Here is a 15,681-nt window from a genome sequence, read left to right as displayed (position 1 = left end):
TGGTATCGGTTCCGCCCTTACGGCGGCTCACTTTTGAAAAGCGCAAAAGTAAGCAAAACGCTCTTGCCCCAACACTCGGCACCTCGCCTAGGCTCGGTGTGCCCTCACTCCGGCTTTGGAGCGTGGGCCGCCGCGATGGGCCATCCTTGGCCCAGCGCGGCTAACCCGGCGTCCTGCCGGGTTACCCACGCTCCAAAGCCTGCGTTCGGCCAGCGTGTTTAACGGGGCGCCTAAGATCAAAATCAAGATCAAGAGCGACTCGCTTCGCATCGTAGATACGCAGTCCCTTGTAGGAGCCGGCTTGCCGGCGAAAAGCGTGAGACCGCCGCGTTTATCCAGATGTATCCCCATCATCGTTAACGACCATCGCCGGCAAGCCGGCTCCTACGATGAACCGCGTTTGCCTTTGCTTTTGCTCTACACCACTCAAGCCGGCTGTCAGGCCGCTGTGCTTTTGCTTTTGATTTTGATCTTAGGCGCCCCGTTAAACACGCTGGCCGGAATTCGGCAGGGATTTGGGGGGTAAACCGGCAGGGATGCCGGTTTAGCCGCCCCGCGCCATGGATGGCGCGTGGCGGCGGCCCCCCAAATCACTGTCGGATTACGGGCACACCGAGCCTAGGCGAGATGCCGAGTGTTGGGGCAAGAGCCTTTTGGTTACTTTTGGGCTCTTTTCAAAAGTGACCCGCTGTAAGAGCGGAACCAATACCAGCCGTTACCGCAGCAACGGATATGTACCCCGTAAAGCCCACCCCCAACGCCTTTTCGCCAAGCGGGCTGCCGCTCCCCCCCATTTCCCGTTATACTCGCCGGCTTTCAAAAGTTCGCCAACGAGTGCTGCCCGCCATGGAAATCAACCCGATCCTTAACACCATCAAGGACCTGTCCGAGCGCTCCGAAACTATTCGGGGGTATCTTTGACTACGATCAAAAGCATGAGCGTCTGACCGAAGTCAATCGCGAGCTTGAAGATCCGAGTGTCTGGAACAAACCCGAATACGCCCAGGAACTGGGCCGCGAGCGCGCTGCGCTGGCGCAGATCGTCGATACCCTCGACGAACTGAACACCGGTCTGGCCGATTGCCGTGACCTGCTGGACATGGCCGTCGAAGAAAACGACGAAGGCGCAGTGGGCGATGTCGTCGCCGAGCTGGCCCGTCTCGAGGAAAACCTCGCCAAGCTTGAATTCCGCCGCATGTTCAGCCACGAAATGGACCCGAACAACGCCTACCTGGACATCCAGGCCGGTTCCGGCGGCACCGAGGCGCAGGACTGGGCCAACATCCTGCTGCGCATGTACCTGCGCTGGGCTGACAAGCGCGGTTTCGAAGCGACCATCATGGAACTGTCCGCCGGTGAAGTCGCCGGTATCAAGGGCGCGACCGTGCATATCAAGGGTGAATACGCCTTTGGCTGGTTGCGCACGGAGATCGGCGTGCACCGCCTGGTGCGCAAGAGCCCGTTCGACTCCGGCAACCGTCGCCACACCTCGTTCTCTGCGGTGTTTGTCTCGCCAGAGATCGACGACAAGGTCGAGATCGAGATCAACCCGGCCGACCTGCGTATCGACACCTACCGTTCCTCCGGTGCCGGTGGCCAGCACGTGAACACCACCGACTCGGCCGTACGTATCACCCACGTACCGACCAACACCGTGGTCAGCTGCCAGAACGAACGTTCCCAGCACGCCAACAAGGACACCGCCATGAAAATGCTGCGGGCCAAGTTGTACGAGCAGGAAATGCAGAAACGCAACGCCGCGTCACAGGCGTTGGAAGACACCAAGTCGGATATCGGCTGGGGTCACCAGATCCGCTCTTATGTGCTGGATGCGTCGCGGATCAAGGATCTGCGCACTAACATCGAACGCAGCGACTGTGACAAGGTGCTCGACGGCGATATCGACGAATACCTGGAAGCCAGCCTGAAATCCGGCCTCTAAAGAACCTTGTAGGAGCGGGCTTGCCCGCGATCCCCAGCCGAAGGCTGGGGAAAACGTATCTGTGATGGAATTTCAAAAGACATGAGCGACCAACAACTCGACCCGCAAGCCCTGCAACAGGAAGAAAACGCCCTGATCGCCCTGCGCAAGGAAAAGCTTGCTGCCGAGCGCGCCAAGGGCAATGCCTTCCCCAACGACTTCCGCCGCGAAAACTACTGCGATGCCTTGCAGAAGCAGTACGCGGACAAGACCAAGGAAGAGCTGGCAGAGGCTGCGATCCCGGTCAAGGTGGCAGGTCGCATCATGCTCAACCGTGGCTCGTTCATGGTGATCCAGGACATGACCGGTCGCATTCAGGTCTACGTCAACCGCAAGACCCTGTCCGAAGAAACCCTGGCCTCGGTGAAAACCTGGGACATGGGCGACATCATTGCCGCCGAAGGCACCCTGGCCCGTTCCGGCAAGGGCGACCTGTATGTTGAAATGACCAGCGTGCGCCTGCTGACCAAATCCCTGCGCCCGCTGCCGGACAAGCACCACGGCCTGACCGACACCGAACAGCGCTATCGCCAGCGCTACGTTGACCTGATCGTCAACGAAGACGTGCGCCAGACCTTCCGCGTGCGTTCGCAAGTCATCGCCCACATCCGCAGCTTCCTGATGAAGCGTGACTTCCTGGAAGTGGAAACGCCGATGCTGCAAACCATCCCCGGTGGTGCCGCAGCCAAGCCGTTCGAAACCCACCACAATGCGCTGGACATGGAAATGTTCCTGCGTATCGCGCCGGAGCTGTACCTCAAGCGCCTGGTGGTTGGCGGCTTCGAGAAAGTGTTCGAGATCAACCGCAACTTCCGTAACGAAGGTGTCTCGACCCGTCACAACCCAGAATTCACCATGTTGGAGTTCTACCAGGCCTACGCCGACTACGAAGACAACATGGACCTCACCGAAGAACTGTTCCGCGAACTGGCGCAGTTGGTCCTGGGCAGCACTGACGTGCCGTACGGCGACAAAGTGTTCCACTTCGGCGAGCCCTTCGTGCGCCTGTCGGTATTCGACTCGATCCTCAAGTACAACCCTGAGCTGACCGCCGACGACCTGAACGACATCGACAAGGCCCGTGCGATCGCCAAGAAAGCCGGTGCCAAGGTGCTGGGCTTCGAAGGCCTGGGCAAATTGCAGGTGATGATTTTCGAAGAGCTGGTCGAGCACAAGCTGGAACAGCCGCACTTCATTACCCAGTACCCGTTCGAAGTGTCGCCGCTGGCCCGTCGCAACGATGACAACCCGAACGTCACCGACCGCTTCGAGCTGTTCATCGGTGGCCGTGAAATCGCCAACGCCTATTCCGAGCTCAACGATGCGCAAGACCAGGCCGAGCGCTTCATGGCCCAGGTGGCGGACAAGGACGCCGGCGACGACGAAGCCATGCATTACGACGCTGACTTCGTGCGTGCCCTGGAATACGGCATGCCGCCAACCGCCGGTGAAGGGATCGGCATCGACCGCCTGGTGATGCTGCTGACCAACTCGCCGTCGATCCGCGACGTGATCTTGTTCCCGCACATGCGGCCACAAGCGTAACCGTAGCGAAATCCGAAGCCGCCTTTTATAAGGCGGCTTTTTTATGGGGCGTCTATAAGCGTCAAGCAAACAGCGCCAGGTTTTGATCTTTTCAAGGATGTGTGTCGTGAACCGCGTAATGGCTCAAGAAGGCGCCGCCGGCATTGCTGCTGCCGTGGCTGAAAGCGTCCAGTACCAGGGCCGCAAGGCCAGCCGTCGGGGCAGTGAGCAGCGCAGGCAAGACATTCTCGATGCGGCCATGCGCATTGTGGTGCGTGACGGCGTGCGGGCCGTGCGCCATCGCGCGGTGGCGGCGGAGGCGGGGGTGCCGTTGTCGGCCACCACCTACTATTTCAAGGACATCGATGACCTGCTCACCGATACCTTCGCCCAATACGTCGAGCGCAGCGCCGCCTTCATGGGCAAGCTGTGGGTGCGTAACGAGGGTCTGCTGCGTGAAATGGTCGCCTACGGTGATGGCAGCCCGCAGTCACGCTCGCAACTGGCCGATGACATCGCACGGCTGACCGCCGACTACGTGCAGCGCCAACTGACCAATCGCCGTGAACACTTGATGGCCGAGCAGGCGTTCCGCCAGGAAGCCTTGCTCAACCCGCGCCTGGCAGAACTGGTGCGCTCCCACCAGCAGATTCTGTTGCAGGGCACGGGGCAGTTTTTTCAGGTGTTGGGCTCGCGTGAGCCACAGCAGGATGCCAAAGTGTTGACGGCGATAATCAGTCGGATGGAATATCAGGGCCTGCTGGGCGGCGCAGAGCCTCTGACCGGTGAAGAGATGCTTGAGATCCTCAAGCGTTACATGCATTTGGTGTTGGCCTCGGTCTGACACCGGGGGATGTCCAATGAAAACCTGGCGTAGGGTTGTAATCGCCTTGTCGTTCCTGCTGCTCAGCGGTTGCCTGGTGACCTTCAAGGACCCGCTGCCGGCCCATGAAGCCGCACCGCCAGCCCTGCTGGGCCAGTGGTCGAGCAAGAATGCCTGGGGCGAGCCGCTCAACCTGCGAATCACGCGCGTCGGTGAACACCGCTACAAAGCCGTAAGCTACCCTACAGCCAAGCCGCAGCAGCGTGATGAGTACCTGTTCAGTGTGTCGCGCCATGGTGATCGCTGGTACCTGTCGGCGCCGTTGCCGGGCAAGCTGGGTGGGCATTTCATCCTCGCGGGGTTTGAAATCGACGAAAAGCACGAATTGGTGGTCTATAACCTCGACCTTGAGCAGATCCATCAAGCGATAGGCCAAAAGTCACTGCATGGCAGTACTGTGCAAACCGTCGAAGGCGCCGGGGTGCTGGTGGACAGCCCTCTGGACCAGGTGTTTGCGTACCTGGATGACCCGGCCAATGCCGATGTATTCGTGGAAGCCGTGCGCTACCGGCGCGTGGGCAAATAACGTTTAAAGGGGAAGCACCGGGTGGACGATTACCAGCAGACGATACGCACCTTGTCTGATCGCATTGTGCTGGCGCAAACACCGATTCGCGTCCTCGACGCCGTGAAGTGGGACGAAAACATTCGCCAGGGATTCCTCAAGGCCAAGGGCAAGGAAATGCCGGCGGTGAACCGCGACTACTACCTCAATCGGCCACTGTCCTTCGACTCCAGCGCGGTGAAGCTGGAATTCCAGAACATCGAGCGCGACATCACCCGCCGCCTTGGCCAGTTCAGCCCGGTGGGGCAGATCATGCGCCGCATGTGCAAGGAATACCGCATGGTGGTGCGCATGCTCGAAGCGCGCGGCACCGAGGATTTCGGCCTGATTTCCCAGGAGCTGTACGGCGCGGCCTCCGATGCGTTTCACGCCGGCGACCCGACCTTGGCCGACCTGGGCCTGATGCTGTCCGACTACCTGAACAACATCGATGGCCGTGGCGACTTGAAGGATGAGGCCAAGACCCTCACCGCCAAGGACGCCGTCGCCTTGCTGCAAACTCGCCTGAACAAGGTGTTCGGCGAGGCCGAAGAAACCATCCGCGTGTTCGAGTCCGACGGTATCGTCGCCGACGCCGCGGCGGGTGCCGACTACATCAAGATCCGCGCCGACGCGATGTTCAACGACCGCGACGTTCGCGCCCTGGAAGTGCATGAGGGGCTGGTGCACGTGGGCACCACCCTCAATGGCCAGAACCAGCCGATCTGCACCTTCCTGTCCAAGGGCCCGCCGTCGTCCACCGTGACCCAGGAAGGCCTGGCGATCCTGATGGAGATCATCACCTTCGCCTCCTACCCGAGTCGCCTGCGCAAGCTGACCAACCGCACCCGCGCTATCCACATGGTGGAAGAGGGCGCCGACTTCCTGCAGGTGTTCGAGTTCTTCCGCGAGCAAGGCTTTGAGATGGCCGAAAGCTATGGCAACGCCAGTCGCGTATTCCGTGGCTCGGTGCCGACCGGTCTGCCGTTTACCAAGGACCTGTCCTACCTCAAGGGCTTTATCATGGTCTACAACTACATCCAGCTCGCCGTGCGCAAAGGCAAGCTGGAACAAGTGCCGTTGCTGTTCTGCGGCAAGACCACCCTGGAAGACATGCGCACCCTGCGTCAACTGGTCGATGAAGGCCTGGTGGTGCCGCCCAAGTACCTGCCCGAGCAGTTCCGTGACATGAACGCGCTGGCGGCGTGGATGTGCTTCTCCAACTTCCTCAACCACTTGAGCCTGGACCGGATCGAGGCGGATTACTCGAATATCCTTTGACGAAACCGGATCGACCTGTGGGAGCGGGCTTGCTCGCGAAAGCGGTACATCAGATATACATAAGTTGACTGATACACGGCTTTCGCGAGCAAGCCCGCTCCCACATTTGAATCTCTGAAAGATTTAAAATTTCGAATAATAGCGAGGCTTCAACGGATGAGAATCCTCGGCATTCTTTGCCTGCTACTCACATTGAACGGCTGCAGCTCGCTGCTGTTCTACCCCGAACCCGGCCTGCCATTCACGCCGGAAAAAGCCCATCTGCAATATCGCGACGTCACCTTGACCACCGCCGACGGAGTGAAGCTCCACGCCTGGTGGTTGCCGGCCAAGCCTGGTGTGCCGCTCAAGGGCACGGTGCTGCACCTGCATGGCAACGGCGGCAATCTGGCCTGGCACCTCGGTGGCAGTTGGTGGTTGCCTGAGCAAGGCTACCAAGTGCTGCTGCTGGACTATCGCGGTTATGGCTTGTCGGAAGGCAAGCCCTCGTTACCCGCGATCTATCAGGATGTGGACGCGGCGTTCAGTTGGATCGACAAGGCGCCTGAAACCCAGGGCCAGCCGCTGATAGTCCTCGGTCAAAGCCTGGGCGGGGCGTTAGCGGTGCATTACCTGGCTGCCCATCCGGAGCGCCAATCCCAGCTCAAGGCCCTGGTGCTGGACGGTGTGCCCGCCAGTTATCGTGACGTAGGACAATTTGCCTTGAGCACTTCCTGGTTAACATGGCCGTTTCAGGTGCCGCTGTCCTGGCTGGTCCCGGACGCCGACAGTGCGATCCATGCCATGCCCCAGCTGACGGGTGTGCCGAAGCTGTTGTTCCACAGCCTGGATGACCCGATCGTGCCCGTAGCCAACGGCATCCGCCTGTACCAGGCCGCGCCACCACCCAGGGTATTGCAACTGACCCGGGGCGGGCATGTACAGACCTTTGCCGACAAGACCTGGCAAACCGTGATGCTGCGCTACCTGGATGACCCGCAACACTTCAACGGTTTGCGTCGCCTGGGCGAAATTCCGAATTACCCCATTCCTAACGTTGATTCATCAGAGAACCCGCAATGAGCGAAGAACGCAACATGATCCCGCTGATCCTCACCGGCATCGGCACCATCATCGGTACCGTCGGTTGCTTGTGGTACTACGGCTACCTGCACTTCGCCAAGCCGGAAGATGCGTTGCTGCTCAGCGATTTCACCCTGCTCAAGACCGTGCCAGGCGAGGACTACAAGATCTCCCTGACCCCGGCAGCGCAAGTGGCACAGTGTGTGGATGGCGTGCTGGTGATGTTCGACACCGAGCAGAAAGGCCTGAGCGGTGTGCTGGTGAATAATAAGAAACAGGCGGTGCGGTGCATGGGCCAGGAGACACCACAGCTCCAGCAGTGATCCGGGCATCGCGTCTGAAATATTTGGAACCGTTTTGCCTGACCGACCACTCAATGGCTCGTCAACGTTCGTGATGGGTCGTCGCGGACCGCCAGCAAGGGGAGAGTCATGGTCAAGTTGGGTGAGATAAGTGCGATAGACAGGTGGTTGGAAATGTCCAGGATGCAGGCGCTGGTTGAAGCACTTGGCGGGGGCATCGATGACATCGCGCAAAAAGAACAGGGGGAGCAGTGCAAAGAGAAACCTGCAGGTGCGGGTTTCGAGAACGATAAGCGTCCGATCACATTCTAAACGTGAAAAAACCCACCGCTTCTGGTGGGGTTTTTATTTCTGCTCAATTGATCCATCAGCATCAGTGAGAAAGCGGGTCGCGCCACTCCATCATTTATTACCAAGGTATACCGCACGGAACTGATAGCGGCGGGAGACCACTGCTATATCGGTCAGGAGATTAAATCCGGCGCGTGGGAAATTACATTTGGAGTATAGAGATGAGATTGGACTCGTTGATGAACACGGCAGTCATGAACACCCTCACGACCATGTCCACGGCATGGAACGTTGTCACGGGACAGAGTGTGGGCTGGAGCCGTGGCGGCAACGCAAGCCATTACCCCAGTTATCAACCGAGCCAGCGACCCAGGTATGCCGGCATTCAAGCGCCGAATCGCGGGATAGCCCAGCACATGGGGCGAGCACCTTGGCGTCAGCCGCTGGAGTCGAAGCGGCCGCTTACAGTCACCCATAACAACTACATCTTCAACATTCACTACGTGAGCGTCAGGGATGTGAAGTCAGCTCAAGTGGGTGTGCATGTCAATAGCGGCCATGGCAGCATGAATAACGGCAATTTTGGTAACTACGGAAATAACGGTAACAGCGGGAGTCACAGTGGTTATACCAACCACGGAATAAACGGTAATCAACGAATCGCCGCAGGCGCCGGGCCTTCCCGTAATGGCCTGAGGCAAGGTAATCAGCCCTGAAGCAGTGGCGCACCCTTTCAAACGTTGACTTATTTTCTAGAATATTCGAAATGAACCGGTTGCCAATAAGGCACCAATTAATGGGGGTGATGTAATTCGGACTGAACAGTGCCGCTTATTATATTGCGAACGTGTAACCCATCAGTCTACTGGAATAGAGAAGGTGTCAAGATGACTCAGCTATTAGCCTCGCACTATGAATACCGCAATGCATTTTACGCACGTTATCCTGATGAACAGGCTTGGAGGCCTGCGGCCGAGCAACGTGCGTGGGGCAGCCGGTATGGCGGCGGTGATAACGGCAATCATGGTAACTATGGCAATAACGGAAATGGTGGCGCACATAGTCGCTATGAAAATCATGGGCGCAATGGTAATGAGATAGATGGGCTGCGGGTGACTTCACCCAATCGTCACGGTAGCCATGGCAACTATGGCAATTATGGTAACTATGGCAATAACGGTAACTCCGGGGGCTTTAGCAGTTACATTAATTCGGGGCAGAACGGCAATCGTACAGCGGGTTACTCTAGTAATTAAGTCAGTTATCAAGTGCTGAAGAGCTTTCGCCTGGGGTCAGACACAACGAAAAAGCCCCGCCTATTCAGGCGGGGCTTTTTTTGCACCTATCGATCAGTTAGCGACGGAAGACCGTGGTTTGACCGGTTGGTTGTCGTTGGAGATGGTCACTTCAACGCGGCGGTTCATGGCACGGCCCGATACGCTGCCGTTATCGGCAACCGGGTATTCCTTGCCATAACCCTGGGTCACGATGCGCGAAATGTCCACGCCTTGCTGAGCCAGTGCGCGTTGCACGGAAGACGCACGACGCTCGGACAGGCTCTGGTTATAAGAGTCGGAACCGGTGCTGTCGGTGTAGCCTTCGACGATCACTTTACGGTCCGGGTTGTCGCGCAGGAACTGAGCCAGTTTGGTGATGTTCACCAGACCGCTGGATTTCAGGTCGGATTTGTTAGTGGCGAACAGCACATCACCGAACGTTACCAGGGTACCGCGATCGGTCTGCTTGGCATTCAGGCTGTCTTGCAGTTGCTTGATCTGTGCATCACGGGCGTCCAGCAGGGCGCGGGCACGTTCGTCACCGGCATTTTTCAGCTTGGCTTCGGATTCGCGCAGCGCGATGGTGTCTTTGGCCACTTCAACGCGCTGGTTGGTCAGGTAGGCCAACTGGTCGACTTTCTTCTCGTCTTCCTTGTCGCGGTAGGCCTTGTCAGCCTTGTCCAGCCATTCGCTGGCGTCCTTGGTTTCCAGTGCCGCCAGCTTGGTGGCTTGCGGGTTGGTCTGCAGGGCCGAGAAGTTGGTCCGTGCGTTTTCCAGGTTCGCGTTAGGCGGGGTGGAGCAGGCCGCCAGTGCAACGCTCATCGCCAGCAGGGCAGGGATCATCAATTGTTTACGCATAGTCGTGTCGTCCTTTCAATTCGATATCAGGTGCGATGCGGTCAAGGGGTGCGTCTTACTTCTGCTGGATAGCAGCCGGGCGCATGCCTTCCTTACGCAGCTCATCAACAGCCTTCTGGGAATCCTTCACAGCTTGTTCAGCCTTGGCGGCCTGGGATTTGCGCTCTGCGACGCGAGCGTCCCACTCGGCTTGTTCAGCCAGGCGGCGGGCTTCGTCGTAGTTCTTGTCGTGCATGGCAATCTCGGCTTGCTTGAGCTTGTCCTGGGCCGACTTCATTTCTACAGCCGCGTACTCGGTGCCGCCGGCGCTGACAGCGCTGTTCACTGCGGACTGGGTCACCGCGTACTGCTCGGTCGGCGGGTTACCGGCGCAACCTGCCAGAACGAAGCTGGTGCCGATTGCCAGCGCGGCCAATTTGAGCCCGCGCAGATGGTTAAACGAGGATTTGGCAGTGCTGGTCTTCATCGTCTTCAACTCCATTGGATAACTCCTGAAATACATCAAAATCCATGTCACTGGTCAGCGGTTGGGGCCTTGGCGGTAAAGCACAAATTGCCCTTTAAAACGACCGTTCCAAGTGATGGCTTACTGGCTGTGACCGGAGGCTTTTTTCAAAAGTTCAGAGAAGATGGCGATTTGCCTAAAAAAATATCTGACTGATTGGTCAGGGTAAAAAAGTTGGAACTTCTGCGTTGCGCAGCGGTATGCCTGGCCCGCGAAGGGCCCGGCGTACAAGGGTTTTGCTGGAGTGGCTTCAGTGTTTCTGTTCGTCGCTGCTGGCCGACATATCATGCAGATAGCGTCGCGACAGCGTCAAAAAGCGCGGCGTAGGGCCGACGTCTTCGTACAGCGGGTCCCCCTCTTCGTCGGTGGCGACCACCTGCTGACCCTTGATGTAGGGAAAGCTGGCTTCCAGCTCTTCAAGGGCGGCGCCGATCAGCTCGCCGAGCAGTTCTTCGGTTTGGCGCTTGGGGTACATTTCGGCAATGGCCGCCAGCCTCGCGGCAGACTCCACGTCCAGGTGGATGGCGTACTCGGTCTTGGTCAAGCGACCCTTGGCGTTCTCTTCCCAATGCTGGGCCAGTTCTCGGATTTTCATGGCAACCTCAATGGAGCCCGCGATGGCAGGCAGTGATGAGTGACCAGTCGCGTGCATGGATAAATACAGGCGACTCAGTGTTGAGACTAGCTGCAACTCACAAGGTTTAAAGTCTTGTCATAAAACGATGCTGGCGGCACTCTGGCAGACCTGCGCGTCCCGGATTTCTGGCTGGAGATTGGCTGATGAGTGATATCGATGCACGCTTGCGTGAGGATGTTCACCTGCTGGGTGAGCTGTTGGGCAACACCATTCGAGACCAGTACGGCGATGATTTTCTCGACAAGATCGAGCAGATCCGCAAAGGCGCCAAGGCTGACCGCCGCGGAGCCATTTCCGACAAGGCGGCGGGGGATGAGCTGAGCTCCCGTCTGAATCAGTTGCAGGAAAACGAACTGCTGCCCGTCGCCCGGGCCTTCAACCAGTTCCTCAACCTGGCCAACATCGCCGAGCAATACCAACTGATTCACCGGCGCGATGAGTCGCAACCGGCGCCCTTTGAATCCCGCGTATTGCCTGAGCTGCTGGCGCGTCTGCAAGCCGAAGGCCACAGCAACGAATCCCTGGCCCGCCAGTTGGGGCGCCTGGAGATCGAACTGGTCCTCACCGCCCACCCTACTGAAGTGGCGCGCCGCACCCTGATCCAGAAATACGATGCCATCGCCGCCCAACTGGCGCTGCAGGATCACCGCGACCTCACCTCGGCGGAGCGCGAGCAGATCCGCCAGCGCCTGCAACGCTTGATCGCCGAGGCCTGGCACACCGAAGAAATCCGCCGCACCCGGCCCACGCCGGTGGACGAAGCCAAGTGGGGCTTTGCGGTCATCGAACATTCTCTATGGCACGCCATTCCCAATTACCTGCGCAAGGCCGACCAGGCCCTGCACGCCGCCACCGGCCTGCGCTTGCCCCTGGAGGCGGCGCCGATCCGCTTTGCGTCGTGGATGGGCGGTGACCGTGACGGCAACCCGAATGTCACCGCGCCGGTCACCCGGGAAGTGTTGTTGCTGGCGCGCTGGATGGCGGCCGACCTGTACCTGCGCGACATCGACCACCTGGCTTCCGAGCTGTCGATGCAGCAAGCCAGCCCGGCATTGCAGGCCAAGGTCGGTGACAGCGTCGAACCCTATCGCGCCCTGCTCAAGCAATTGCGCGAACGCCTGCGGGCCACGCGCCAATGGGCCCACACGGCGCTGAGCAGCAGCACGCCCGCGCCTGGCGAAGTGCTGCAGAACAACCGCGACCTGCTGGAGCCGCTGGAGCTGTGCTACCAGTCGTTGCACGAGTGCGGCATGGGCGTGATCGCCGATGGCCCGCTGCTCGATTGCTTGCGGCGTGCAGTGACGTTCGGTCTGTTCCTGGTGCGCCTGGATGTGCGCCAGGACTCCAGCCGTCATTCGGCCGCCATGACTGAAATCACCGATTACCTCGGCCTCGGTCGTTACGAAGACTGGGACGAAGCGACGCGTATCAGCTTCCTGATGAAGGAACTGGCCAATCGTCGACCGCTGCTGCCGAGCTACTTCAAACCCTCGGCCGACACCGCCGAAGTACTCAACACCTGTAAGGAAGTGGCCGCTGCCCCCGCTGCATCGTTGGGCTCTTACGTCATCTCCATGGCGGGTGCGGCGTCGGACGTATTGGCGGTACAACTGCTGCTTAAAGAGTCGGGCGTGCAACGGCCAATGCGCGTGGTGCCGCTGTTCGAGACCCTGGCCGACCTGGACAACGCCGGTCCGGTGATCGAGCAATTGTTGCTGCTGCCGGGCTATCGCGCGCGTTTGCAGGGGCCGCAGGAAGTGATGATCGGCTATTCGGACTCGGCCAAGGATGCCGGCACTACCGCCGCTGCCTGGGCGCAATACCGGGCGCAGGAGCGGTTGGTGGACATTTGCCGCGAGCAACAAGTGGAGCTGCTGTTGTTCCACGGTCGCGGAGGCACCGTGGGCCGTGGCGGCGGCCCGGCGCACGCGGCGATCCTGTCGCAGCCGCCGGGTTCGGTGGCGGGGCGGTTCCGCACCACTGAGCAGGGCGAGATGATTCGCTTCAAGTTCGGTTTGCCGGATATCGCCGAGCAGAACCTCAACCTTTACCTGGCCGCTGTGTTGGAGGCGACGCTCTTGCCTCCGCCGCCGCCCGAGCCGGCTTGGCGCCATTTGATGGACGAATTGGCAGCGGACGGGGTCAGCGCCTATCGCGCCGTGGTGCGGGAAAATCCGCAGTTCGTCGAGTATTTCCGCCAGTCCACCCCGGAACAGGAACTGGGCCGCTTGCCGTTGGGCAGTCGCCCCGCCAAGCGTCGGGCGGGCGGTATTGAAAGCCTGCGCGCGATCCCGTGGATTTTCGGCTGGACCCAGACCCGCTTGATGCTGCCCGCCTGGCTCGGCTGGGAAGCGGCACTGAGCAAGGCTTTGGAGCGCGGCGAAGGCGAGCTACTGGGGCAAATGCGCGAGCAGTGGCCGTTCTTCCGTACCCGCATCGACATGCTGGAAATGGTGCTGGCCAAGGCCGATGCCGACATCGCCCGCCTGTATGACGAGCGCCTGGTGCAGCCCGACCTGCTGCCATTGGGTGCGCATCTGCGCGACCTATTGTCGCAGGCGTGCAGCGTGGTGCTTGGCCTGACTGGCCAGTCGCAACTGCTGGCCCATAGCCCTGATACCCTGGAGTTTATCCGCCTGCGCAACACCTACCTCGACCCCTTGCACCTGTTGCAGGCCGAGTTGCTGGCCCGCTCGCGCCAGCAGGAAGCGGCACAGGACAGCCCTCTGGAACAGGCGCTACTGGTCTCCGTGGCCGGTATTGCCGCCGGTTTGCGTAACACCGGCTAGGGTTTTTTACGTGTTCTCAACGGCTTGCGAGCCAACCGCAACGACCGCCCTGAAAGGGGCGGTCAACGTTTACAGGGCCGGGTTGCACCCAGGCACACCCTACCTATGACGCATGCACGGCGCGGGTTCCTGCGACTTTTGGCGGCTTGTGTGCTTAAGGCCTGCTGTGTATCTTGATCAGCCTTTGGCCGTTTGGGCGGCCCGAATTCTATTTTTACGCGATTGGCCCCCCGCGGCGAATCCGAGCGTCATCTCTATAAAAAATTGAGGAGCACATCGATGCGCGTCATTCTGCTGGGAGCTCCCGGGGCCGGTAAAGGTACTCAGGCAAAGTTCATCACTGAAAAATTCGGCATTCCACAAATCTCCACCGGCGACATGCTGCGTGCGGCCGTCAAGGCTGGCACCGAGCTGGGCCTGATCGCCAAGAGCGTGATGGACAGCGGTGGCCTGGTTTCCGATGACTTGATCATCAACCTGGTCAAGGAACGCATCAGCCAGGAAGACTGCAAGAACGGTTTCCTGTTCGACGGCTTCCCACGCACCATTCCCCAGGCTGAAGCCCTGGTGAAGGCCGGCGTCGAGCTGGATGCCGTGGTCGAAATCGCGGTTGAAGATGAAGAGATCGTCCAGCGCATTGCCGGGCGTCGCGTTCACGAAGCCTCTGGCCGCGTGTACCACACTGTCTACAACCCGCCTAAAGTGGAAGGTAAGGACGATGTGACCGGCGAAGACCTGGTGCAGCGTAAAGACGACACCGAAGAAACCGTGCGTCATCGCCTGTCGGTCTACCACTCCCAGACCAAACCGCTGGTGGACTTCTACCAGAAGCTGTCCGCCGCCCAGGGCAAGCCGAAGTACAGCCACATTCCTGGCGTCGGCTCGGTTGAAGCGATCACTGCCAAAGTGCTGCAAGCACTGAGCTGATCCCTCGACTGGCTTCAAGGATAACGGCCCGCTTGCGGGCCGTTGTTGTTTATACTGGCGCACTTTTTTTCGACTTGGACACCCACACCGATGAGCACCCTGCTGGCCCTGGACACCGCGACTGAAGCTTGCTCCGTTGCCCTGCTGCACGATGGCAAGGTAACAAGCCACTACGAGGTGATTCCGCGCCTGCACGCGCAGAAGCTGTTGCCCATGATCAAGCAACTGCTCGAAGACGCCGGGACCACCCTGGCGGCGGTGGATGCCATCGCCTTCGGCCGTGGCCCGGGTGCGTTTACCGGTGTGCGCATTGCCATCGGCGTGGTGCAGGGCCTGGCATTCGCGTTGGAGCGTCCGGTGTTGCCGGTGTCCAACCTTGCCGTGCTGGCCCAGCGCGCCTTGCGTGAACACGGTGCCCACCAGGTGGCGGCGGCCATCGATGCGCGCATGGATGAAGTCTATTGGGGCTGCTACCGCGAAACGGCGGGCGAGATGCGCCTGGTGGGTGTGGAAGCCGTGCAGCCGCCGCAAGCGTCTGTACTCCCGGACGATGCCAGCGGTGACTGGTTCGGTGCTGGCACCGGTTGGGGTTATGGCGAGCGCATCGCTGTGCCCTTGGTGGGCCAGGACGCGACGATGTTGCCTCACGCTGAAGATTTGTTGACCCTCGCGCGCTTCGCCTTCGAGCGCGGTGAGGCGATTCCCGCAGATCAGGCAGCGCCTGTGTACCTGCGCGATAAAGTGGCGCAGACCAAGACCGAGCGCGGGATTATTTGACGTCAAAAATGATGGCAATTTGGGGCTAAGTTCACCAATCGTC

16 protein-coding genes are annotated in these 15,681 nt (G+C 59.7%); 13 read left to right on the top strand and 3 right to left on the bottom strand.

All coding sequences use genetic code 11. From position 1 onward, the window contains the following. Positions 1–846 precede the first annotated feature (846 nt). The 10 genes from prfB to CWC48_RS30335 all read left to right on the top strand — a co-directional run bounded on the left by prfB (position 847) and on the right by CWC48_RS30335 (position 9,124). Positions 847–1,942, top strand: a protein-coding gene (gene prfB / locus CWC48_RS04235) for a peptide chain release factor 2 (protein ID WP_099493714.1) whose coding sequence is annotated in 2 segments (ribosomal slippage) — positions 847–918 and positions 920–1,942 — 1,095 coding nt in all. Because the reading frame shifts where the segments join, the coding sequence is not laid out codon by codon here. 81 nt (positions 1,943–2,023) lie between these two features. Continuing rightward, complete coding sequence (gene lysS / locus CWC48_RS04230; RefSeq protein ID WP_078047173.1) at positions 2,024–3,526, top strand: lysine--tRNA ligase; 1,503 nt, start codon at positions 2,024–2,026, stop codon at positions 3,524–3,526. A gap of 106 nt (positions 3,527–3,632) precedes the next feature. Next, on the top strand, positions 3,633–4,349 hold the full coding sequence (locus CWC48_RS04225) for a TetR/AcrR family transcriptional regulator (RefSeq protein ID WP_078047174.1): 717 nt from the start codon (positions 3,633–3,635) through the stop codon (positions 4,347–4,349). 16 nt (positions 4,350–4,365) lie between these two features. Beyond that, positions 4,366–4,914: a hypothetical protein gene (locus tag CWC48_RS04220; protein WP_100491387.1), complete on the top strand. Its 549-nt coding sequence runs from the start codon at positions 4,366–4,368 to the stop codon at positions 4,912–4,914. 21 nt (positions 4,915–4,935) lie between these two features. Continuing rightward, entirely contained in the window at positions 4,936–6,213 is a 1,278-nt protein-coding gene (locus CWC48_RS04215; RefSeq protein WP_078047176.1) for a flavohemoglobin expression-modulating QEGLA motif protein, read from the top strand. A 156-nt stretch (positions 6,214–6,369) separates the two neighbouring features. After that, positions 6,370–7,275, top strand: coding sequence for an alpha/beta hydrolase (locus CWC48_RS04210; RefSeq protein ID WP_100491386.1), 906 nt, complete (start codon positions 6,370–6,372; stop codon positions 7,273–7,275). After that, positions 7,272–7,598, top strand: a complete 327-nt coding sequence (locus tag CWC48_RS04205) for a hypothetical protein (RefSeq protein WP_069022076.1) — start codon at positions 7,272–7,274, stop codon at positions 7,596–7,598. Before CWC48_RS04210 ends, CWC48_RS04205 begins: the two co-directional genes overlap by 4 nt. Before the next feature lie 108 nt (positions 7,599–7,706). Further along, a complete protein-coding gene (locus tag CWC48_RS04200; RefSeq protein ID WP_099493717.1) occupies positions 7,707–7,889 on the top strand; it encodes a hypothetical protein in 183 nt (60 codons plus the stop codon). Positions 7,890–8,107: 218 nt separating this feature from the next. Then, on the top strand, positions 8,108–8,584 hold the full coding sequence (locus CWC48_RS30105) for a hypothetical protein (RefSeq protein ID WP_157806798.1): 477 nt from the start codon (positions 8,108–8,110) through the stop codon (positions 8,582–8,584). 171 nt (positions 8,585–8,755) lie between these two features. Then, entirely contained in the window at positions 8,756–9,124 is a 369-nt protein-coding gene (locus tag CWC48_RS30335; RefSeq protein ID WP_177409471.1) for a hypothetical protein, read from the top strand. 93 nt (positions 9,125–9,217) lie between these two features. On the opposite strand, the gene CWC48_RS04190 is transcribed toward CWC48_RS30335, so the two are convergent. From CWC48_RS04190 to CWC48_RS04180, 3 genes are all read right to left on the bottom strand, one after another. Then, positions 9,218–10,003: an OmpA family protein gene (locus CWC48_RS04190; RefSeq protein ID WP_100491385.1), complete on the bottom strand. Its 786-nt coding sequence runs from the start codon at positions 10,001–10,003 to the stop codon at positions 9,218–9,220. Between the two features lie 55 nt (positions 10,004–10,058). Beyond that, positions 10,059–10,469, bottom strand: a complete 411-nt coding sequence (locus CWC48_RS04185; protein WP_173390380.1) for a DUF4398 domain-containing protein — start codon at positions 10,467–10,469, stop codon at positions 10,059–10,061. A gap of 289 nt (positions 10,470–10,758) precedes the next feature. Beyond that, positions 10,759–11,103 carry a pilin assembly protein gene (locus CWC48_RS04180; protein WP_100491384.1) on the bottom strand — a complete coding sequence of 115 codons (345 nt, stop codon included), beginning with the start codon at positions 11,101–11,103 and terminating at the stop codon, positions 10,759–10,761. 185 nt (positions 11,104–11,288) lie between these two features. On the opposite strand from CWC48_RS04180, the gene ppc reads away from it, so the two are divergent. From ppc to tsaB, 3 genes are all read left to right on the top strand, one after another. Next, positions 11,289–13,934, top strand: coding sequence for a phosphoenolpyruvate carboxylase (gene ppc, locus CWC48_RS04175; RefSeq protein ID WP_099493719.1), 2,646 nt, complete (start codon positions 11,289–11,291; stop codon positions 13,932–13,934). A gap of 279 nt (positions 13,935–14,213) precedes the next feature. Beyond that, positions 14,214–14,861 (top strand): adenylate kinase, encoded by a 648-nt coding sequence (adk, locus tag CWC48_RS04170; protein WP_010212617.1) that lies wholly within the window; start codon positions 14,214–14,216, stop codon positions 14,859–14,861. A gap of 90 nt (positions 14,862–14,951) precedes the next feature. Further along, positions 14,952–15,638, top strand: coding sequence for a tRNA (adenosine(37)-N6)-threonylcarbamoyltransferase complex dimerization subunit type 1 TsaB (gene tsaB, locus CWC48_RS04165; protein ID WP_100491383.1), 687 nt, complete (start codon positions 14,952–14,954; stop codon positions 15,636–15,638). Positions 15,639–15,681 lie beyond the last annotated feature (43 nt).

The organism is Pseudomonas sp. S10E 269, from assembly GCF_002798465.1.
GTDB lineage: Bacteria > Pseudomonadota > Gammaproteobacteria > Pseudomonadales > Pseudomonadaceae > Aquipseudomonas > Aquipseudomonas pergaminensis.
Note: the sequence above shows the minus strand (reverse complement) of the source record. Positions and strands in the feature narration are given on the sequence as shown.